Origin of the sequence: Oceaniferula flava (assembly GCF_016811075.1) — a bacterium.
GTDB lineage: Bacteria > Verrucomicrobiota > Verrucomicrobiia > Verrucomicrobiales > Akkermansiaceae > Oceaniferula > Oceaniferula flava.
On record NZ_JAFBGL010000012.1, the window covers coordinates 34883 to 54745 of the forward strand.

At 56.0% G+C, this 19863-nt stretch carries 20 protein-coding genes; 15 read left to right on the forward strand and 5 right to left on the reverse strand.

The genetic code is table 11. The features are described 5' to 3' along the window. The first annotated feature begins 31 nt into the window (after positions 1 to 31). Positions 32 to 1351, forward strand: coding sequence for a CCA tRNA nucleotidyltransferase (locus JO972_RS15200; RefSeq protein WP_425498325.1), 1320 nt, complete (start codon positions 32 to 34; stop codon positions 1349 to 1351). Between the two features lie 41 nt (positions 1352 to 1392). Here the strand turns inward: JO972_RS15200 and JO972_RS15205 are convergent, their stop codons facing one another. Beyond that, entirely contained in the window at positions 1393 to 1854 is a 462-nt protein-coding gene (locus JO972_RS15205) for a bifunctional nuclease family protein (protein ID WP_309490939.1), read from the reverse strand. A gap of 69 nt (positions 1855 to 1923) precedes the next feature. After that, positions 1924 to 2451 (reverse strand): gamma carbonic anhydrase family protein, encoded by a 528-nt coding sequence (locus JO972_RS15210; protein WP_309490940.1) that lies wholly within the window; start codon positions 2449 to 2451, stop codon positions 1924 to 1926. A gap of 171 nt (positions 2452 to 2622) precedes the next feature. Between JO972_RS15210 and JO972_RS15215 the strand changes: the two genes are divergently transcribed. Then, positions 2623 to 3441, forward strand: a complete 819-nt coding sequence (locus JO972_RS15215) for a hypothetical protein (RefSeq protein WP_309490941.1) — start codon at positions 2623 to 2625, stop codon at positions 3439 to 3441. Positions 3442 to 3474: 33 nt separating this feature from the next. On the opposite strand, the gene glgP is transcribed toward JO972_RS15215, so the two are convergent. Next, the gene (gene glgP, locus JO972_RS15220) at positions 3475 to 5130 is read right to left on the reverse strand and encodes an alpha-glucan family phosphorylase (RefSeq protein ID WP_309490942.1); all 1656 of its coding nucleotides are present in this window, start codon (positions 5128 to 5130) and stop codon (positions 3475 to 3477) included. 128 nt (positions 5131 to 5258) lie between these two features. Between glgP and JO972_RS15225 the strand changes: the two genes are divergently transcribed. Beyond that, positions 5259 to 6077: an alpha/beta hydrolase gene (locus tag JO972_RS15225; protein WP_309490943.1), complete on the forward strand. Its 819-nt coding sequence runs from the start codon at positions 5259 to 5261 to the stop codon at positions 6075 to 6077. 14 nt (positions 6078 to 6091) lie between these two features. Here the strand turns inward: JO972_RS15225 and JO972_RS15230 are convergent, their stop codons facing one another. Continuing rightward, positions 6092 to 6550: an RNA pyrophosphohydrolase gene (locus JO972_RS15230; RefSeq protein ID WP_309490944.1), complete on the reverse strand. Its 459-nt coding sequence runs from the start codon at positions 6548 to 6550 to the stop codon at positions 6092 to 6094. Positions 6551 to 6673: 123 nt separating this feature from the next. On the opposite strand from JO972_RS15230, the gene JO972_RS15235 reads away from it, so the two are divergent. Further along, the gene (locus JO972_RS15235) at positions 6674 to 7195 is read left to right on the forward strand and encodes a hypothetical protein (protein WP_309490945.1); all 522 of its coding nucleotides are present in this window, start codon (positions 6674 to 6676) and stop codon (positions 7193 to 7195) included. A 30-nt stretch (positions 7196 to 7225) separates the two neighbouring features. Here JO972_RS15235 and JO972_RS15240 read toward each other — a convergent pair whose 3' ends face one another. Then, positions 7226 to 8728 carry an AsmA family protein gene (locus tag JO972_RS15240; protein WP_309490946.1) on the reverse strand — a complete coding sequence of 501 codons (1503 nt, stop codon included), beginning with the start codon at positions 8726 to 8728 and terminating at the stop codon, positions 7226 to 7228. A gap of 209 nt (positions 8729 to 8937) precedes the next feature. Here JO972_RS15240 and JO972_RS15245 point away from each other — a divergent pair, with 209 nt between their 5' ends. From JO972_RS15245 to JO972_RS15295, 11 genes are all read left to right on the forward strand, one after another. Beyond that, positions 8938 to 10803 (forward strand): ATP-binding cassette domain-containing protein, encoded by a 1866-nt coding sequence (locus JO972_RS15245; protein ID WP_309490947.1) that lies wholly within the window; start codon positions 8938 to 8940, stop codon positions 10801 to 10803. 109 nt (positions 10804 to 10912) lie between these two features. Next, positions 10913 to 11332 (forward strand): hypothetical protein, encoded by a 420-nt coding sequence (locus JO972_RS15250; protein ID WP_309490948.1) that lies wholly within the window; start codon positions 10913 to 10915, stop codon positions 11330 to 11332. Between the two features lie 31 nt (positions 11333 to 11363). Beyond that, positions 11364 to 13334 carry an SPFH domain-containing protein gene (locus JO972_RS15255; protein ID WP_309490949.1) on the forward strand — a complete coding sequence of 657 codons (1971 nt, stop codon included), beginning with the start codon at positions 11364 to 11366 and terminating at the stop codon, positions 13332 to 13334. 219 nt (positions 13335 to 13553) lie between these two features. Beyond that, positions 13554 to 14102, forward strand: a complete 549-nt coding sequence (locus JO972_RS15260) for a hypothetical protein (protein ID WP_309490950.1) — start codon at positions 13554 to 13556, stop codon at positions 14100 to 14102. A 70-nt stretch (positions 14103 to 14172) separates the two neighbouring features. Then, on the forward strand, positions 14173 to 14553 hold the full coding sequence (locus JO972_RS15265) for a hypothetical protein (RefSeq protein ID WP_309490951.1): 381 nt from the start codon (positions 14173 to 14175) through the stop codon (positions 14551 to 14553). 141 nt (positions 14554 to 14694) lie between these two features. Further along, positions 14695 to 15078 (forward strand): hypothetical protein, encoded by a 384-nt coding sequence (locus JO972_RS15270; protein ID WP_309490952.1) that lies wholly within the window; start codon positions 14695 to 14697, stop codon positions 15076 to 15078. A 31-nt stretch (positions 15079 to 15109) separates the two neighbouring features. Beyond that, entirely contained in the window at positions 15110 to 15652 is a 543-nt protein-coding gene (locus JO972_RS15275) for a tetratricopeptide repeat protein (RefSeq protein ID WP_309490953.1), read from the forward strand. Positions 15653 to 15784: 132 nt separating this feature from the next. Beyond that, complete coding sequence (locus JO972_RS15280; RefSeq protein ID WP_309490954.1) at positions 15785 to 16453, forward strand: YoaK family protein; 669 nt, start codon at positions 15785 to 15787, stop codon at positions 16451 to 16453. 47 nt (positions 16454 to 16500) lie between these two features. Next, positions 16501 to 16998, forward strand: a complete 498-nt coding sequence (locus tag JO972_RS15285; protein ID WP_309490955.1) for an AAA family ATPase — start codon at positions 16501 to 16503, stop codon at positions 16996 to 16998. 239 nt (positions 16999 to 17237) lie between these two features. Then, the gene (locus tag JO972_RS15290) at positions 17238 to 19268 is read left to right on the forward strand and encodes a sodium-translocating pyrophosphatase (RefSeq protein WP_309490956.1); all 2031 of its coding nucleotides are present in this window, start codon (positions 17238 to 17240) and stop codon (positions 19266 to 19268) included. A gap of 24 nt (positions 19269 to 19292) precedes the next feature. Beyond that, a complete protein-coding gene (locus JO972_RS15295) occupies positions 19293 to 19820 on the forward strand; it encodes a hypothetical protein (RefSeq protein ID WP_309490957.1) in 528 nt (175 codons plus the stop codon). Positions 19821 to 19863: the final 43 nt, after the last annotated feature.

The following is a 19863-nucleotide window of genomic DNA, read 5'->3' on the forward strand; positions in this document are numbered from 1 at the left end:
TCTTAGCGCTTGAGTCTTATGTCTATCCACAGTGAGCGATTTGAAAACAACGGCCGTTGCCACCGCGCAGCGCCTCATCGATGCCGGACACACCACCTACTTTGCAGGAGGCTGTGTTAGAGACGCATTGTTAGGAAACGAGCCGAAGGATTACGACATCGCCACCTCCGCCACACCCGACGAAGTGCAGGCGCTTTTTCCCAAATCCGATGCCATCGGCGCCCACTTCGGGGTGATTCTGGTGAAGGAAAACAAGATCCCTTTTGAGATCGCCACCTTTCGTCACGACGGCTCTTACAAAGATGGCCGACACCCGGAGTCGGTGACCTTTTCCAGCCCAGAGGAAGATGCCCAACGCCGCGACTTCACCGTCAACGGTCTGTTCCAGCATCCGGTGACCGAAGAAGTGATCGACCACGTAGGTGGCCTGGCCGACCTGAAAAGCAAAACCCTCCGAGCGATTGGTAATGCCGCTGACCGCTTCCAGGAAGATGCCCTCCGGCTGATGCGCGCCGTCCGTTTCGCCACGGTCCTGGATTTTGAAATCGAAGCCAGCACTTGGCAGGCCGTTCAAGACCATGCTGGTCTGCTGGAACAAATCAGCACCGAGCGAGTGCGCGACGAGTTCACCCGAACGCTGGTGGCACCCGGGCGGGCGCGGGGGCTTGATTTACTCACCGAGAGCGGACTGATGCGATTCATCGTGCCGGAAGTTTACGCCCTGATCGGCTGCGAGCAGCCGCCGCAGTGGCACCCGGAGGGAGACGTCTACACCCACACCCGGATCATGCTCGATATGTTAGGTGGCGATGTCACCCCCGAGCTAGCCCTCGCGGTGCTGCTGCACGACATCGCCAAGCCGCCGACCTATACCTACGATGAAGAAGCCGACCGCATCCGCTTCAACGGTCACGACCGCGTAGGTGCTGAGATGGCGGACGTGATTCTGCGGCGGATGAAATACTCGAACAAAACCATCGAGGACGTCTGCGCCATGGTTCGCAACCATATGAACTTCATGAACGTCATGGACATGCGCACCGCCAAGGTGAAGCGTTTCATGGCGCGTCCCACCTTTGAGCAGGAAATGGAGCTGCACCGGGTCGATTGCGCCAGCAGCAACGGCCTGACGGAGAACTATGACTTCCTGCGGGAGAAGGAAAAAGAATTTGCCGCCGAGCCCTTGATCCCCACCCCACTGGTGACCGGCAAGGACCTCATCGACATGGGGCTTAAACCCGGCCCCGTATTCAAAAAGATTCTCACCCAAGTTCAAACCGAGCAGTTAGAAGGTCATCTGAGCACCCGCGAAGACGCACTGGACTTCGTCAGAAAAACGATCGAGGTCTAGGGCGCTGCGATGCACTCACAGCCGGAGCAATTCCCCCAGGCTTATTCGCCTTTTTCCTTCAGTTCGCTCAGCACATCGGACATGTCGCGCAGCTCGTCCCAGACTTCACGGAGGACGTAGATCGGCGCTTCCTGGCGCACGGCCAAGGCCAGGCAATCACTTGGGCGGGCATCGATTTCCACAATCTTGCGTTCCATGATTTCGTTCTCGGCACTGATCAACAAGCGGGCAAAGAACACCTCGCCTTCGACTTTGATAATGTCGGCATGATCGACGTGGCCGCCAAAGGCATCGATGACTTGGGAGAACAGGTCGTGGGTCAGCGGTCGCGGTGGTTTCACCCCGGCCATCACCGCATTAATCGATGCTCCGATGGCGGGCTCGATGTAAAATACGATGACCTTTTCACCGTCACCCAAGAACACCGCGCAACCAGCCGAGGTGGGCATCAGGGCCACCGGCTCAACGCGGACTTTGGCATCTTCGGGTGAATTTTCTAGCATACGCCGATTAGTCTACCCTGTCACACGGTGGAGTCAATCCGCAGTGTCAAAATGCCAGAGGATCACCGCCTAGCAGCGTCCATCATTCGGGCGCTGCTTATATTTCTTGGCATTCCTGACGTATTTCTCAGCCCACTTTTTGATATCCGCCTGCTGGGCCAAATCGAGCGTTTTCACCACCTTCGCCGGGCTGCCGAGCACCAGTGAGCCGGGTGGGATCACGGTTCCTCCGGTCACCAGAGAGTTGGCGCCGATGATGCTGCGCTCGCCGATCACCGCGCCATCCAGAATGCAGGCACCCATGCCGACCAGCACCTCGTCCTTCACCGTGCAGGCATGCACGATCGCGCTGTGGCCAATGGTCACGAGCTCGCCGAGATAGGTGCCGTAATCATCGGCGAGGTGGATGCAGACGTTGTCCTGCACGTTGGAACGAGGGCCGACGACGATCTCGTTGATATCGCCGCGCAAGGTGGTGTTATACCAGACGCTGGCGTCCTCTTCCACTTTCACCCTACCAATCACATCCGCACTGCCTGCGATAAACGCGCTGGGATGAATCTCCGGGCTGATGCCATCAAATGTCTCAATCGCCATGGCAAGGAGCATATCGATCCCATCCAGTTTCACAAGTTGCAATCCGCAGCGGGCGGTGGCATATTCCCGCGTCAACAGCGCGAACGAGGGAAACATCAGACATTAAATTCTCTCGTTATCAAAAGCTTAGCCACCCGTGGCTAGGTAGGCCGTGCGGTTGGCGGATATGTTATGAATCAATTTTACACCGTTCTAGCCGTCATCGTTTTTGGATTTGCGCTGCGCTCTTGTCGCACCATGTATCTTCGCAAATTCGGCGCTTTGGTCATGCTAGTCGCGTCCGGTTTATGTTTCTACTTTCTCACCGGCAGTGTCATCGCCGGCATCCTCGCCGCCGCCGCGTGGTTCTTCCTCCCATGGGTGGAGTTGCTGACCAGGATCCGCAAGATGCGCATGCCCTTGGAGAATCGACTGAAAGAGCACTACTCCACCAACCTCGAAGTCTTCCCCAATGCCGAAGAACACCTGATCGCCCTGGAACGCGAAGGCTACGAGCACATCAAAGACTGCACCTGGAAACTCGGCGGCATGCAGCAGATCTACCAGCTGTTCTGGAATGCCGAAACCAAATCCGTGGCCTCGCTCTGCCTCTGCGAGCAGTCGAACGTCACCTTTACCTACCTGACCTTGACCAGTCGCGACCTCACCGACGGCATCTGGCGCACCACCAACTTCCCCTTTTCACCAACCCTCAAGACGGCGCCCAAAGTCCACTGGAACCAGGTCAGCTGCTCCAACGAGTGCGCCATGAAGCTGATCAAAACCCACAACCACTATCTCAATCAGCAGGGTTTCATCGATGACGATCTGATGATCCCGGACCCCGATCATGTGGACGAAGAGATCGAGCATGAGCTGCGCCACCAGATCGATCACAATCTGGAAACCGGCATCATTCAGCTCACTGGCGACGGGCATTTCCGCTACACCGTGAAGGGCTTGTTTTACCTATGGAAACAGTTCATTCGCGATATGATCCGTCTCTGTTAGTCAAGATCGATCACCTCCTATCCGGACACGAGGCTAGGTATACATTTTGGTGTAGTATTCATCAGCCATGCGGCTGGAATCGAAGAACGGCACCACCTCGTTCATGCTGTTGAGCACAATCTTCCACCAGTCGTCAGGGTGATCGTAGTAGCTCGGTAGCACCACGGTATCGAGGATCTGATAGAACCCTAACAAATCGTGCTGATCGCGAGCTTCCGGCGTCAATGAAGGATCGGCCTCCGGGATGATGAAGGCATTGTGTCCGTCCTTGGCGAACTCGCAGACCCAGCCATCGTGGGTGGAGAAGTTCACGCTGGCATTCATCGCCGCGGTCATGCCCGAGGTGCCGGATGCTTCGAGGGTGACGATGGGGTTATTGAGCCAGACGTCCGATCCGTCTTTGAGTAGCTTGGACAATGCCAACTCGTAACTCACCAGCACGGTGGCGTTGGCGTATTTCTTGGTGAGTTTGACCAGGTAGTTGAAGGTCTCGATCGCGTCACTATCTTTCGGATACGGCTTGCCGGCCCAGATGATCTGCACTGGCCGCTCGGTGTTGGCCAGCATGGCTTCGAAGCGTAGGAGATCGCGGGTCACCAGTTCGGCTCGTTTGTAGCCGGCAAAGCGGCGGGCCCAGACGATGGTGAGCACATCGGGATCGAGCAAGCGCCCTGTCTGATCAGCCACCTCCTTGAAGAGCCGTTTTTTCAGCTCCCGCTTGCGCTTGGCCAGAGCCTTGATATCGCCTGCCTGACGAGCGGCTTCTAGCTCTTCATCGACCCAGTATTTTTTATTCTGCGCGTTGGTGACGTGATCGATTTCACAGATCCCCTCGGCGCCTTTCCACATCTTGCGGGAAACCTCGCCGTGCAATTTCGACACAGCATTGGCTTTGTGGCTCAGTCGCAGGGCGGTCAGTGAGTGATTGAACTCATCCCCCTGGACACCGCACAATTGGCGCGCGGCCTCCTTTTCCAATCCGCAGAAGAAGGTGAACTTGTGCAGCAGATCGAAGCTCGACTTCTCATTGCCGGCTTCCACCGGCGTGTGGGTGGTGAAGACAAAGCGCTTCTTCACCTCGGCGAGCGACTGCGTTTTACCGTAAACTTGGAATGCCGCCGAAAGCGCATGGGCCTCATTGAGATGCCAGACATCGGGGTCCACTCCCAAGTGATCGAGCAAGGTGGCGCCACCGACACCTAACAGCATGTATTGAGCTATCCGTGTTAGAAAATCTGAATCGTAGAGACGGTGTGAAATCGTCCGCGACATCACATCGTTTTCATCCAAGTCCGTGGTGAGGAAGAACATCGGGGCGGTGCCAAAGGTTTCGGCTGGAAGGTGCATGACCTTCACCCAGACATCATGATCGTGGATTTTAATGGTGTATTTGATCCCAGTCTCTTTCAGGAAATAGTAATCCTTGCGGTGTTGCTGCACGGCCATCTCGCGATTTTCACCACGCCCTTGATCGTAGTAGCCATACGACCAAAGGATGCCGATGCCGATGAGGTTCTGCTTCAAATCATAGGCGCTGCGCATGTGCGATCCGGCCAGAAAGCCAAGGCCACCTGAGTAGATCTTCAAAGCCTGATCGATGGCAAATTCCGAGCTAAAATAGGCCACGCTCTTCTTGTATTTGGGATCGATCTCGTAGGGGTGTTGGTAAGGGGCAGGCAGAAAACTCATGGGGTAAAAAAGGATGGACACTCGCTGGAGCAGGTCAGCCATACAGTTGCACAAGCCCCACGCCAAGAGCGTTTTTCCTACTTTTTAGCCGCTGGAATTTCTGCTACTGCTATGAAAATAAATAAACTATGGGTGCTTGGAAAAAATGGATCGTGGGAGAGTGGAACTGGATGAGGCCGATCAAGTCTCTGGCATTCATTTACCTCTGCCTGTTGGTGGTCGCCTGCGGGTTTTCGAACCGCATTCTCTTTCAGCCACCGCAGGCTCGCTACACCGAGCAGATGACCGGCATCCAGCTGATTGAACGCAGCGAGGGCAAACAAGTGGCCGTCTACCATCACCCCGCGAAACCAGACAAGCCGACCCTCTTGTGGTCGCACGGCAATGCCGAGGACATTGGCTATTTGCAAGAACGCCTGAGCGACTTCCGCGCACGCGGTTATGGCATTCTCGCCTACGATTACCCCGGATACGGGTTAAGCGAGGGCAGTCCGAACGAGGACAGCTGCCAGGATGCTTGTCGGGCAGCGTGGCAGCACCTGACCGACGACCTAGGCGTCCGTCGGGAGCAGGTGATCATTTACGGACAATCGGTCGGCAGCGGCCCATCGGTCTGGTTGGCGGAGCAGGAGCCATGCGCCGGCTTGATGCTGGTCTCCCCCTTCGTATCCGCCTTCCGCGCGGTCACCCGGGTGCCGCTTTTTCCTGGAGATCGGTTCAAAAACATCCAACGAATCGAGCACATCCGCACACCCTTGCTGGTGGTGCATGGCGACCGCGATCAGGTGATCAAACCGTGGCATGGCAAAAAACTACACGAACTCCACCCCGGACCGAAGACCTTCGTTGAGATCGAGGGGGTAGGACACAACGACCTCTACCTGCTCGCCACTGATGAAGTGTTAGGTGCTCTCGATCAATTCTGGAAGGATGTGAAGACGCCCTAACAAGGGTCGTTCTCTTATAACCTAACGCCAAAGAAATCCAGCATCACAGCGCGGTAGACCTGGCGTTTGAACTCCGGCAGCCACTTGAGATTGAACTCATCGGGGTTGATCCATTGGTAGCGGCCGAACTCCTGGTTTTTATGCCGTTTCAGATCGAGCTCCGGGGCATTTTTCTTCAGGCGGCAGAGGTAATACGTCTGCACCTGGCCATCGAAGTAAGACTTCTGTTTCCGCACCTGCTTCGGGTAGAGGTAAGTGTAGCCACCGCGTTTCTCGAGAACCCGGTAGGCGTCTGACGGCAGGCCAATTTCCTCCTCAACCTCCCGCGCCAAGGCATGTTTGCGCTTCTCTCCGGCATCCACGCCGCCTTGGGGAAACTGCCACAGGCCAGTTGAATTAACCCGCTCGCAGACAAGCAGCTTTCCCTCCCGGTTCAGAACAAGGGCAGCTACATTCGGTCGATACTTCGCCATAACATCGCAGTTCTTAGCGATTGCATTTTCAACGATCAAGGCAGGATCCAGCTTTTGGGAAACTTTATTGCCACCTCTCGGTTTCAATTCTATCCTCACCACAACATCATTCAGCCCCAACCTATGAAATCTCTTACGCTACTCACCACCGCCCTGTTTCTGATCTTGTCCGCTGCTCCCTCAGCTATTGCTCAGGACGATACAGACAGCACCAGCGACACCTCAACATCAACCAAGTTTTGGCAAGCCAGTTTACCCGGCGGCAGCTACGTGGTGGCGCTCAGCAAGATCACATCCGTCAGCAAGCACAGCTACGTCATCGATGGAAACCTGAAAGTCTCCGAAGTGGTGATCGATACCATCGGCAACTCACTGGTGCGCTTTTATTACATCATCCCAGTCACCGAGGACGCCGAGTCCAGCATCACCTCCGGCATCACCGAACGCGCCAAGGACATTGCCGACAATGTGGGTGATCGCACCGGCGCCAATGCCAATACCATGGTGGCGAAGCAGTATCCAACGACGACGCACTCCAAGACCATCGAGTTCCGCCTGTCCGACGAAGCCGATCTCGATCAGCTACTGAGCAGCGCCCGTAAAGCCTGGATGAACAACAAGGGACGGAAGTTCACCGTCAAGTAGGGCGTCTCGGCGTCCCACCGAGCTCAGCTCTCACTCCTCGTCCTTCTTCCTCCGCGGTTGTGAGCCGGGGATCAGGTCCAGCATGCCGCGCACGCCACTCTCGACACCCGACGCCGGGCCTTCCTCGAGGGTTTTCTGCAGCACGTCCACGCCAGTATCCAGAGCGCCCTCGCCAGTTTCGATGGCTTTCCCCGGCAGCTGCACCGCTGAATTGTGGGCAAACTTGAGCGCCATCTTTCCGGTCTCAGGCACCAGCTCGAACATCCTCTCGCCCGCCGCGGCAATCATCCGATCGCTGAGATCTTCCTTCGGCGCATCTATGGTTCCGGTGATCCGCAGAGGCGACCACAATAGCCCCTTCTCGCCACGGATAAACACCTTGGTCTCAGCCCCCGGAATGTGGGTCAGGGTGCCGGGGATGATTCCCACTTTGAAACGTCCGTCCAACTGGTCACCGACTATCGTCATGCGTCCTTCCACTCGGACAAGCCCCTCGCTTGCGAGCACAATGTCGGTGAGCTCGAGGCGATCGCCCGCGCGATGGTATTTCATTTTGGCTTCGGAAAATTGGAGTCGTCTGAAGCGGCGGGTGTTGGCATAGGCAGCGATGGTATCGAGCACCGGCAACGACGTGAGCACGCCATTCTTCAGTTCTAGCTGACCGCGTAAAATGGTGTCCGCCCGGCTCCCATCGACCTGCTCCGCGCCGGACTGGACTTTGAATTGGGTCGTCAGGTCACCGGTCAGACGTTTTTGCCAATCTTCCGGCACCAGCTCTTCTGCTTTGATGTCGCGGAGTTGACCATAAAATCCAAAATCGCCGCCCTCGAGCTCACCATTGAGATCGAGGATGCCACGTTCGTAGACTCGATACGACGAGTCGGTGAGGTAGATCCGGCCTTGCTGGTATTTCCCACGCGCACTGATCAGCTCCATCGGCGAGCCGAACCAGCTGGTCTCGATCATGCCGCTGGACAAATTGATATCAAAGGCTCCTTTGGCCTGTGCAGCATCGATGCGGGCGATCAGATTCGTCGCCTGCAACCCGCCACCCGCGGTCTCCACCTTGAAGTTCAAGCGCTCGATCTCCGCGGAACTCAGCTCGGCGCGGTTCGGGAGCAGGCCGGAAAGGAAGCCCCCCTCGCTCTCGGGTGTGGGGTCGGCAGTGATCTCGTCGGACGCTGGCTCAGCGGTTGGCCCCTCGTTGCGGGTATCCATTTCCACATCGAGCTGTTTGACCCGCAGTCCGGAGACCTCCCAGACACCACGGCGGACACCGGACAATCCGACACGGGCCTGCACCTCATCGGCACGCAGGGCACGAATCAAGCCACCATTTTCAGCGGTCAAACCTTCGGTCTGCGCCTGCATTCCCTGCCAGGTGAACAACTCAAAATGTGTCTCAGCCCCAATCGCCTCTCCCACTGTGTCCCCAAGGAACACACGGAAATCATCGCTGTGGAGGTAGGATTTCAGCCAAAAATAACCACCAAAGCCTGCAAGAAGCACCGCCAGCACCAGTATCGCTATCATGCGCGGTAACCAGCCGAATCCGCCTTTCCCTCTGGAACTCGAACTACCACCGGATTTTCTTCTCTGAGCTCTTCTCGACATAGCGGCAATCTAACGTTCACCATCAAATCCACAAGTTTTCTTCTCGCCACCATTCGCAACTTTCCCTAGTTAACCTTGTTTAAACCGACTGCTAACTACCAGTCCTCCCCAACATACCTGATTCCACCGTGCTCGAACTCAAAGACGTCTGCTTCTCTATTCAAAAGGATGGTGAACCCATCAATCTCATCGACAACGTATCGATCGATATCCCACGCGGCCATTTCATGGCCATTGTCGGCCCCTCAGGTTGCGGTAAAACCACCCTTTTAAAAACCATCGCCGGGCTCAATGAGGAGTCCGCTGGCGATCTCATCTGGAACGGCCGAAACCTCGCGGAGGAGAAAGATTTCGACCCTGCGGAAATCGGCTACGTCCCCCAGTTTTCCATCGCCTACGATCAACTCACCGTCGACGAATCCATCGAGTCCGCCACGCGCCTGCGTGTGAAGACTCGCAATGTCGCGGAGCTGGATAATCGCATCGACCGCATTCTCGAGGAAACCGGCCTGGCCACCTTGGCGGATCGCCCCGTAAAGGTGCTTTCCGGTGGGCAAAAACGCCGACTCGGACTGGCCATGGAGCTGGTCACCGGCCCCCACCTCCTGCTCTGCGATGAGGTGACTTCGGGCCTCGACCCCCGCTCGGAACGCGACATCGTGCGACTGCTGCACCAGCTTTCCAGAAAGGACGGTCGCTCGGTCATCTCCGTCACCCACTCACTCGCCCACCTGGAGCTTTATGATTCCATCCTGGTGCTGCACGAAGGTCGGGTCGCCTACCACGGACCACCGGAGGGGCTGACCCATTACTTTTCTGTCGACGACATGGAAGAGGTCTATCCGCAACTGGCCAAACAACGGTCGGACAAGTGGCAGAGCTCATGGCTGAAACACCGCGAGGCTTACTACGGCAAGTTGGAAGCCAAGCGCCAGAAGCAGATCGAAGAAGGCACGCTCTCGGTGCCGGACGATGTGCTGAAGCAGAAAATGTCAACCTCCCAAGCCCTCTCGGAGAAACTCGACGAGGAGCCCAAACCACGGCGCAAAAAACGATCCAAAAGCGATACCGCACCGCTCGACGATCCAGCCGGCGATGATGCCATCGTGCGCGAGGCCACGGAGCTGGTGCCTATGCCCGGCGTGTTCAGCCAGTTCAGCACCCTGCTCAGCCGCCGCTGGAAGATCTTCTTCCGCGACCGGGGCCAAGTTTTCCTGCAGCTTTCCATCCTCGTCTGTTTCCCCATCCTCGTCGCCCTCTTCAGCGATCGCGGGAATGAGAACATCAAACGCTTCTCCGATCGGCAAGAAGGCTTGCTGCAGCAGATCACCGAGGAATCGATGGTCAAGGCCAGCTACCTCAGTGTGGGCTCCGCAGTCTCCGGCATTGTCATGTTCCAGGTGGTGCTGCTTTCCCTCATGGGATCGAACAACTCCGCCCGTGAAGTCGCCGGCGAACGCTTGATCTTCGAGAAAGAAAAATTTGGAGGCATCCGCCCATCCGCCTACCTCGCCAGTAAGGTCGCCTTCCTCGGAAGTTTGATCCTCATCCAGTCCTTGTGGATGGCCATCTTCGTGCAGCAGTTCTGGAAATTCCCGGACGGCACCGACACCGGCTTCCTCGATCACACCGTCTTCCTCGTCATGGTCAATGCGGCGATGACCTTCGTCTGCCTCGGCATTTCCTCGCTGATGAAGACCGCCGAGCAGTCATCCCTGCTTTCCATTTACCTCGTGGGCTTCCAGCTGCCGCTCTCCGGCGCAGTCCTCGCGCTGCCAGAAAGCATCGAAAGCATCACCCGTCCGTTCATCTCCGCTTACTGGGCATGGTCCGGTAGCATTGATTCGATGAACCCAAGCTACCGCAATGCCATCGATGCCGTCACCGAAACCTCCTTCCAGAGTGCCGATGCCTGCCACTACCTGCTGGCCATCCACATTGCACTGGGACTCATCGCCTCCTACATCGGCCTCAAACGCCACCAGTGGGACTAATCGACCGATTTCCCCATTCCAACGACTCAATTAACTTCATTCACACCGTTCGTCTTTCTGAGCAATCACTCGGATTTTAGAACTCCAATATTCGACCTTCCCACCCACCATGGCCCGCAGATCCAGATCCTCGCAGAAAAGTAAAAGTAACACCGCCGTTTATATCATCGTCGCCGCCGCCGTTCTCGGTGCTCTGGTAGTCGGTAAAATCATCCTCGATAAACGCGCCCAGCATTTTTCCAATCTCAGCGAACTCTCCATCACCGACTTCCAGAATAATGCCAATAGCTTGAGCGGAAATGAATACCGAGTCTCCGGCAAAATCGTCGAGAAACTGAAATGGACGTCCGACCGTGGCCAGCTCATCAGCCTGGCCACCGAACAGGGCGACGGCGAGGAAGGTGTGCTCGGCATCATGGTGCCAGCAGGCATCGATCAAGTGAATCTCGAAAAAGGCCACTCCTACACCTTCAAAGTCGAAATCAACCGCGAGGGATTGCCTGTTGCGCTCGATGTTAAAGCGAAGTAATCTTATCCACTCACAGCCACGTCCCACTGATATGAAAAACTCCAGTCTTCACAGTCATCTCCAGCGTCCACTATCGCAGCGGCTGCTCACTCTTGCCGCCCTGCCCTGCCTCGCGCTTCCAGCAGTGGCTCAAGTCTATAATCCCACGAAAGGCACCAACACCCCTGCCGCAACTCCAGCAGCAGGCGGCGGTGACACCACCATCGTGCGCGATAAGAAAAAGGCCGACTCCCCCTACGGCAATGAAGTTCCCTTCATCGATCCTACCCAGGAAACCATCAGCCTGATGGGTCACACCTTCAATTTGGGCGACAACCGCCTGGGCGGTCAGTTCGAGTCTTACCTCGCTGACACCCCCAACACCGATGCTGCAGCCCAAGAATACCGAGAAACCATCGATGCCATTCTCAAAGCTGTCTCACCTCACACCACCGGAGTTTCCATCCGCCAAAAGCTGATCAACGGCTTCGCCCTGCTGCCACGTGCATCCTCCTACCCTGGCGATGGTCGTATCTGTGATTCGCTGTCGAATGCCATCTACGCAGCCATGCTCTCCAAGGGGGCCATCAGCAACTCGAAGGACTACATCGAAAGCCTCGAAAAGGAGAAGAAACGCATCATCTACAATGCCGATGTACTTGCGCGCAAACAGGATCTCACCGAGACGGAAACCAGCACTCAAGGGGGTAGACAAGGAAAAGGTAAAAAGACCACCGTCGAGAAATCCGCCGAGACCTTCGAACTCCAGGACATGCAGAAACGCATCTTGGAAATTGAAGCCCTGAAGAAAATGCACCAGGCCAAGGACGAGGTAAACATCGTGCAGGCCAAGATCCAGTATCAGGCACTGCTGGCCCAGCTCTTCGTTCAGCGCCGCTTCGAACACGTCGTCATCGGAACCCGCTTCTACAATCTCATTTTCCGCGATGGCGACAGCAAGATGCGCCTGAAGAAAAACTCGGATGTTGCCAAGTTCTTCGGCGAAGGACTCGGTGTCGATCCTACCGTGACAGGACTCGATTCCGCCGCCAATGAGGCCATCCGCAAGGTGCAGACCTTTGTGGCCGCCTTCCACAATCACGTTTCACACAATGAGCTGCACTCCGCCTCACGCCGACTCACCGAGGCCTTTGCCATCGGCGAGTTCCTGCCTGCGGTGCAAACTGTGCCAGCCGGAGACCGCCGCAAGATCCTCGAATACGTTCGCGACGGCCACGCTCTGGTGAAAGCCATGGATGTGCACGATTACGCTCGCGCCAAAGTTCTTCTCGAGTCGTTGAAAAAGCAATCCAGCGACTTCGATTCCACCAAGGCCGAGGGAGCCATCGCCGCCTACACCCGGGTGTCAGATGGCCACGTCCGTGCCGCCAAGATCGCTCTGATGCAGGGAGATCAGGAAAAATTCCAGACCGAATTGAAAAATGCCACCCAAGTCTGGCCCACCAACCCTAGCTTGGTAGAAATCGACGAACGCCTCGATTCTATGCTCAGCAAGGGCGACACAGCCAAAACATTGCTGGACGACTTCGACCGCCTGCTGAGCGAAAGCAACTACCGCGAGATCTTCAAGCGCCAGTATGAGTTCGTGCCCGTGGTGAAAGACGATAGCGAACGCAAGGACGCCGTCGCCCAGATCATCAAGAACATCCACCGCATCGATGGCTCCATCATCCAGGCCAAGGAGTTTTCCAAAATTGGCAACGATTACGCCGCCTGGGAAAGTCTCGCCACCCTGCGTGAGGAATTTCCCAAGGATCCGGAGCTGCTGCGCCAATTGGAAAAGCTGTCATCGAAAGTCGCCAACTTCACCGTCGCCCTGACCCGCGCCAAGGAATTTGAAACCAACGATCTGAACCCACAAACCGGCTCGGCCCTCGCTTGGTATCTCGAAGCCAAAGGCATCTACCCGGACAGCAAGTTCGCCCAGGAAGGCATCGACCGCTTGGTCAAACGCATCCTCCCCGAGCCAGGCGACGAAACACCGATCACCACCACAGAATAGCCTGTCCCTGACGGGCCCTCTGGCTAGCCGTGAAGCCTCTGATACTTCACGGAACAAAGCTTCACCCATGCCCAGCATGGGTGAATGTGGTTATAGATCCCTTTCACATGTTGGAAGTCGCTGCTTGAGCTGCAGCTCCGTAGCCGATTTCTGCCTCGACGGAGCGGAGGAGCTTGATAGATTTACAATCTAACCACCTCTCTTACGGTGCCCTAAGTCATGATCCTCGACGCTATCATTGGTCTTTTTATAGCGCTGGCCAGCGCTCTGGCCGCAAGCGTCGCCGTGATCTTTGTCCCGCTCATCAACCTCGCGGCCCTTGGGGTCGAAGCGGTGATCGGCCTTTTCGTCTCGGGTTTCAGTTTGGGACGAATCCGTCGCGATAAGGACGAAGCAAAGTCGACAGGATCTGTGATTGTGAGCATCGTGACGCTGCTGCTTATCCTTGGAGCCATCACTTACTTTTTCGTCGCGCCGGTGGTGATGAATCGGCAAGTCACCTTGGTGGCGGAGGACGGCCATAGCCTGCCCTACGCGGCCTTGATGATTCATACCGACAGCGGAACGCAGCATCAGCGGACGGACAAGGCGGGCAACATCGTGATCCCACGTTTTGCCACCAACGCCATCACCGTGAAAGACCCTCGATATGTCGAGCGCACTTGGGCGAAGTCCGAGATCGAGCCTGAGTTGGTGGTCGGACGGACCGTGTTAGGAGCCAGCTTGGATACTCTCGCCGACAAACTGCTCAAACCTGCCCAGGAGTGAACTCAGGAACGCCCCATCCACCCCATTGCCACTACCCCACCTGGCTAGAACATACCCACGCCCCAACACCATGATGAAAACATCCTACCTCGCCCTCGCGCTCCTCGCGCTAACGACATTGAGCAGCTCAGCTCTTGAAGCTCCCAAGGAACCAGCCTCCGCCTTGAAAGTTTTGCTCGATGCTACCCAGAACAAAGATCTCGAGAAATTTGAATCGGTCTGCAACGAAGTCATGCAACAGGCCATGACGGAAGAGACGATGGCCGCGGTGTCACAGCGCTTTGCTGAGTTCTTGAAACAAGGATATCAAGCCTGCTACATGGGCTCGCTCGATCGCAAATCGGTGAAAACATTCTATTGGAAGCTGGATTTCAAGACCGATGGCCGCCCCGACATGCTCGCCGAACTGTCCATGAAAGACGGCAAGGTAGCCGGTTTCTTTATTCGTTAGGTGCTGATTCAACTTTTTGGACCCAAAGCGCAACACACGCTCATTACAAAACCACATCCGCATTTTTGTTAGGAAAATTACCGATTTCAACCATGCCTTTACAGGTAAACAACTAGCCAGAATCGCTTTCTTGCTACGGCAATGATCTCCAAGAAAAAATCACGAACAGTCACTGTCGACGACACGCTATTCCGTCACAAGATCTCTACCACTCCTCAAAGCAAGGGGATTTACCGTCTGAATATCACTGTCCAGAGTGAAGAGCATAATGCCACTAAGCTGATTGTTGCCGGCTTAATCCAAAAAGACCATTCAATCCTCCCCCTTGTTGACTCACAGGAGGGAGAATATTATCCAACAGTGACACGACACGAGGTCGAGTGGTGTGTCAGAGAAGCTATTAATAGTGGATGGGATTACAGAGCCAAGGGTGAACCATTTATTCTGAAAGTCACCAACGAGATCTTTCGGCTCGGGTTTTGGTCCACTGAAAAATCAGACAACCCAGTCATCAAGCCGACTTAAGCCCCCCAGCCCCTGTGCAAATCGCCCAAATATGAAACCGTTGATCACCTGGCTCGTTCTGTTACTCAGCGGGCTAACAGCCTATGCCACCCCCTCTGAACCGGTGACCAAAGAAGATGCCATCGCAGCGTTTCGGGAATATCGAAGGGGCGTGAAATTGATCACAGCAATCCACAGCGACCTGATGCAGGCGTCATGGACCGCCACCGCAGACAAGAAGCTTGAGATCACGGCCCAGCAGAAGGTGGATTACCAACAAGCGCGGAAGCACCTTCAGAAATCGATTAGCCTCAATCCCTATTTCCCAGACGCCTACGTATTCCTCGCCAACTCCTACTGGGAGCTGGAAAACGATCTGCAGCAGACTCTGACACATTACAGCAAGGCGCTCGAAATTGACCCTGACTACGACGATGTCATCTCCGCCCGAGGACAGGTGTTGATCCTGCTCAAACGCACTGCTGATGCCGAAAAAGATTTGCAGCGGCTCGAAGCGCTGGAGTCGGATCACGCTTCCGCACTCCGCGAGCAAATCGCCGAGCTCAAAACCCAACGCAAGCAAAGCAGGGAATAAACGCCTGCCCGACGTCGCGGCCAACAGGGCATCCAGCACTTCTCCTTGAAATCATGGCCTATTTCCTGTAGTGAGAAGTCGTCGTCAACGCTCAGCTCGCTGACGCGCCTCAGTCCATTCGGAACCCATTCCATGCGCCCGATTACACCCGTTCAGATCGTCATCGGTGGATGTCTGTTAGCATTTGGTGCCTCATTTCTGAATACCGGCTTTCTTCTTTCCACGGGAGCCTCGGTCAGTCACCTCACTGGGGACATCGCGAGGATTGGTTCCGGCCTCTCCAACCTCGGCAGTTCCTCCGGCAGCCACATTTTCAACGTCACGTCAGCGGCCTTGGGTTTCATCACAGGAGCGATTATCTCAGGCTTCCTACTCCACCACCCGACGGTGGAAATCAGCAAACCCTACGGTCGGATCTTATCGGTGTTAGGCATCTGCTTACTCATTTCTTATGCCACCTATTCCAGTGCCCCGGTCCTCTCGATCACCATCGCCAGTGCCGTCTGCGGGGCGCAGAATGCTCTGGCCAGCCGATACCGCGGCGTGGTGCTGCGAACCACTCACCTGACAGGCCTATTCACCGACTTTGGCATCCACTTGGGCATGAAGCTACGTGGCCATACCGTGGAAGGCTGGAAACTCCTGATCCCTATCTGCCTGACATGCTCCTTCCTCGTCGGCGCCGTCATCAGCAGCGCAGTGGCTTTGAACGCCTTGGGAAATTGGCTGTTGCTAGCTGGGATCGGTTACCTGCTCGGAGGTATGGCGTGGAGTTTTTATAAACGAACAAGAAGTGAATAAGTGACTCTATGAAACAGTAACCCCCGTTCATTCATCCCCCCCTCCATATGCGCGCAATCATCACTGGCAACTCTGGCTCAGGAAAATCCACACTCGCGAAACGCTTGGCTGAGAATCACCAGATGGCCCACCTGGACCTCGATACTCTGGCCTGGAATGGCGACACCCCACCTGCGCGACAGATTTTCTCGAAAAGCACGCGGGCTATCGACGACTTTCTAACCGCTAACAAAAACTGGGTCATCGAGGGCTGCTATGCCGATCTCATTCGATACGCGGCGAAAAGCTCGACTCATTTCTACTTCATGAATCTCCCGACTGAGACCTGTCTGGAAAATTGCAGAAACCGTCCATGGGAAGCTCATAAATACCCATCTCCTGAGGCCCAGAACGCCATGCTCGAAATGTTACTTCAATGGGTGCGTGACTATACTCAACGGGACGATGATTTTTCCTATCAATCACACCGCGATCTCTTTGACGCTTTCAACGGAAGTAAGTTCGAAATTTTAACGAACCAACAAGCTGCCGCCCTCACAAACTAGCAGCTAAGTTGAGCCCACTCAACTCACCTCCGATCTCTGCGAAAACCTCTTTCGATCGCATCGTCTTGCAGCTCGGCCATTGAGCTTGGATAAGGATCTCCTCTGACGGACTATCTTTTCCTTGCCAGCTTCCGTTCAAATCCTATTCTGATCATTGCTACTATGAGTGAGGTTCATCGATCTCACCAGTTCTTCTAGCAAAGTCGCTGAGCGTTTTTACACACACAACCACCCTCTTCATGAATCCAGTCCTCACTCCCATCGCCGGCCTGATCGGTCTCGGCATCGCCTTTGTCATCCTTGCCAGCATTCTCAAACGCTCCGGCGGTGAGGGCAAGGTGAAGGAGATCTCGGATCAAATCCACACCGGTGCCATGACCTTCATGAAGCGCGAGTTCCTATTGATCTCCTTTTTCGCGGTGATCATCGGCGGGCTGCTGTTCTTTTTCCAGAAAAGCGATTACGGCAAGGAGCAGTCGCTGGCGTTTTTTCTGGGCTGTCTGGCATCATCCTTTGCGGGCTTCGTGGGGATGTTCACGGCCACTCGTGCAAATGTCCGCACAACCTTGGCGGCACGCGACCGTGGCCAGTCGGACGCCCTCAGCGTCGCCTTCTTCGGCGGCTCGGTGATGGGACTGACCGTCGCCTCGATGGGCTTGATCGGACTCGGTGGGCTCTATTATTTTTATCAAGCCAACGAGCACGTGGCGGAGATCATGGAAGGTTTTGCCATGGGAGCTTCCTTGGTGGCACTGTTCTATCGCGTCGGCGGTGGCATCTTCACCAAGGCTGCCGATGTGGGCGCCGATCTGGTGGGTAAGGTGGAAGCGGGCATCCCTGAGGACGATCCCCGAAACCCGGGAGTGATCGCCGATAACGTCGGTGACAATGTGGGAGACGTCGCCGGTATGGGATCGGATATTTTTGAATCCTACTGCGGTGCGCAGATTGCCACAGTCGCGATTGCCGGAGCTCTGGCAGTGAGTGCCGCAGACGCGCTGGGTGCGAGTCGTGAAACCTTGATGTATCTCCCCCTCGGACTCACCACCATGGGACTGCTCTGCTCGGTGTTGGGTATTTTATTAGTAAAAATGATGTCGGCGAAAAACCCAGCGAGCGCCCTGCGGATGGGCACCATTGGCGCGGCAGTCATTTTCATCGCTGGTTCATTTGCTCTCTGCTCCCATTTAGCAATCAGCCAGCAGCTCGCTGCAGCCGTGCTTTGCGGTGCGGTGGGTGGTATCATCATCGGTCTGGTGACGGAGTACTACACCGGAGGAAAGCCCGTGCGCGACATCGCCAAATCAGGCGAAACCGGCGTCGCCACCGTGATGATTTCCGGTCTGGCAGTCGGTCTGAAATCGGTCGCTGTGCCGCTGCTCACCCTGGCAGCCACGATCTATGTTTCCTTTGAATTTGCCGGACTCTACGGCGTAGGACTGGCGGCAGTAGGCATGCTTGGCACAGTCGGGATCACCATGGCGATCGATGCCTACGGCCCTGTGGCCGACAACGCCGGCGGCATTGCCGAGATGAGTGCCATGGGACCGGAGACACGTAAGATCACGGACGGACTGGACGCGGTGGGCAACACCACGGCAGCCATCGGTAAGGGTTTTGCCATCGGCGCGGCCGGACTGGCTGCACTGGCCCTGATCACGGCCTTCATTCAGAAAGCGCATATCGCCAACTTCGACTTCACCGATCACGCGGTGTTGCGGACCTTCTTTGTTGGGCTCTTCATCGGCGGAGTCATCCCCTTTCTCAACGGAGCCATCACCATGGAAGCGGTGGGCAGTGCCGCCTTTGACATGATCAATGAAATCCGCCGCCAGTTCCGTGAGATCCCCGGCCTCCTCGAAGGCACGGGCACCCCGGATTCTGCCAAGTGCGTGGACATCGCCACGCGAGCTGCCATGAAGCGCATGATCTTGCCGGCAGTCTTAGCTGTGGGGACACCCCTGCTGGTCGGTTTTGGCATCAGCGCCATCGGTGGCGTCGGTGCAATCGCGCTAACCGGCACCCTCTGCGGCTCTTTGTTAGGTTGTATTCTCATGGCCCTTTTCATGTCGAATGCAGGCGGAGCCTGGGACAATGCTAAGAAATATGTCGAGGAAGGTCACAATGGGGGCAAAAATTCTGAGACCCACAAAGGCTGCGTGGTAGGGGACACCGTAGGTGACCCCTTCAAGGACACCTCCGGCCCATCGATGAACATTCTGATCAATGTGATGGCGATTGTTAGCCTTGTCATCGCCCCTCTTTTATAAGACGTTGGCAGTTGTTACAGCACTATGTCGGCAACTGCACCCAAGAAGCACGAGAGTGGAAATCGCTCACCACAACACCAATTTCGTGTGCCCAGTGCCGCGGAGGTGACACGTGTCAAAGCCGGCCCCAACCTCGGCCAGCGAGACCGCTCCGTGCCGTATAAGAAGCCCTACGTGCTCGCAGTGCTTGCCACTCTGTTATTCTATTTACTTATTCTCGCGGTAGGCACGGCGGCTCTCGCATTTGCCCTCACAGCGCAAGAAGGGCAAACACGGAATGCTTATCTCATCGCCGGTCTGTTAGCAGCGACTGCCTTCACATGGCTGGTCGCCTACCTCCTCCGCCGTAGGGCTACCTGTCCCCTCTGTAAGTGCACTCCATTGCTCGATAACCTGGCGCTGAAACACCAGAAGGCCCGTAAAATCTGGCCATTGAACTACGGCAACAGCGCCGTGCTCAGCATTCTTTGCACCCAGCGTATGCGCTGCATGTATTGCGGCACGCCCTTCGATATCCTGAAGGTCAAAAACAAGGAAGACATGGAAGGCTAAGATCCCCGGCCGCTGGGCGATAGAGCCTTGCTCCACCATCAAG

Bases quoted from the DNA above. Each gene is read 5' to 3' on its own strand.
- JO972_RS15205 (WP_309490939.1), bottom strand. From the start codon at position 1,854: ATGCTAGAAAATTCACCCGAAGATGCCAAAGTCCGCGTTGAGCCGGTG.
- JO972_RS15210 (WP_309490940.1), bottom strand. From the start codon at position 2,451: ATGGCGATTGAGACATTTGATGGCATCAGCCCGGAGATTCATCCCAGC.
- JO972_RS15215 (WP_309490941.1), top strand. From the start codon at position 2,623: ATGAATCAATTTTACACCGTTCTAGCCGTCATCGTTTTTGGATTTGCG.
- glgP (WP_309490942.1), bottom strand. From the start codon at position 5,130: ATGAGTTTTCTGCCTGCCCCTTACCAACACCCCTACGAGATCGATCCC.
- JO972_RS15225 (WP_309490943.1), top strand. From the start codon at position 5,259: ATGGGTGCTTGGAAAAAATGGATCGTGGGAGAGTGGAACTGGATGAGG.
- JO972_RS15230 (WP_309490944.1), bottom strand. From the start codon at position 6,550: ATGGCGAAGTATCGACCGAATGTAGCTGCCCTTGTTCTGAACCGGGAG.
- JO972_RS15235 (WP_309490945.1), top strand. From the start codon at position 6,674: ATGAAATCTCTTACGCTACTCACCACCGCCCTGTTTCTGATCTTGTCC.
- JO972_RS15240 (WP_309490946.1), bottom strand. From the start codon at position 8,728: ATGATAGCGATACTGGTGCTGGCGGTGCTTCTTGCAGGCTTTGGTGGT.
- JO972_RS15250 (WP_309490948.1), top strand. From the start codon at position 10,913: ATGGCCCGCAGATCCAGATCCTCGCAGAAAAGTAAAAGTAACACCGCC.
- JO972_RS15255 (WP_309490949.1), top strand. From the start codon at position 11,364: ATGAAAAACTCCAGTCTTCACAGTCATCTCCAGCGTCCACTATCGCAG.
- JO972_RS15260 (WP_309490950.1), top strand. From the start codon at position 13,554: ATGATCCTCGACGCTATCATTGGTCTTTTTATAGCGCTGGCCAGCGCT.
- JO972_RS15265 (WP_309490951.1), top strand. From the start codon at position 14,173: ATGATGAAAACATCCTACCTCGCCCTCGCGCTCCTCGCGCTAACGACA.
- JO972_RS15270 (WP_309490952.1), top strand. From the start codon at position 14,695: ATGATCTCCAAGAAAAAATCACGAACAGTCACTGTCGACGACACGCTA.
- JO972_RS15275 (WP_309490953.1), top strand. From the start codon at position 15,110: ATGAAACCGTTGATCACCTGGCTCGTTCTGTTACTCAGCGGGCTAACA.
- JO972_RS15280 (WP_309490954.1), top strand. From the start codon at position 15,785: ATGCGCCCGATTACACCCGTTCAGATCGTCATCGGTGGATGTCTGTTA.
- JO972_RS15285 (WP_309490955.1), top strand. From the start codon at position 16,501: ATGCGCGCAATCATCACTGGCAACTCTGGCTCAGGAAAATCCACACTC.
- JO972_RS15290 (WP_309490956.1), top strand. From the start codon at position 17,238: ATGAATCCAGTCCTCACTCCCATCGCCGGCCTGATCGGTCTCGGCATC.
- JO972_RS15295 (WP_309490957.1), top strand. From the start codon at position 19,293: ATGTCGGCAACTGCACCCAAGAAGCACGAGAGTGGAAATCGCTCACCA.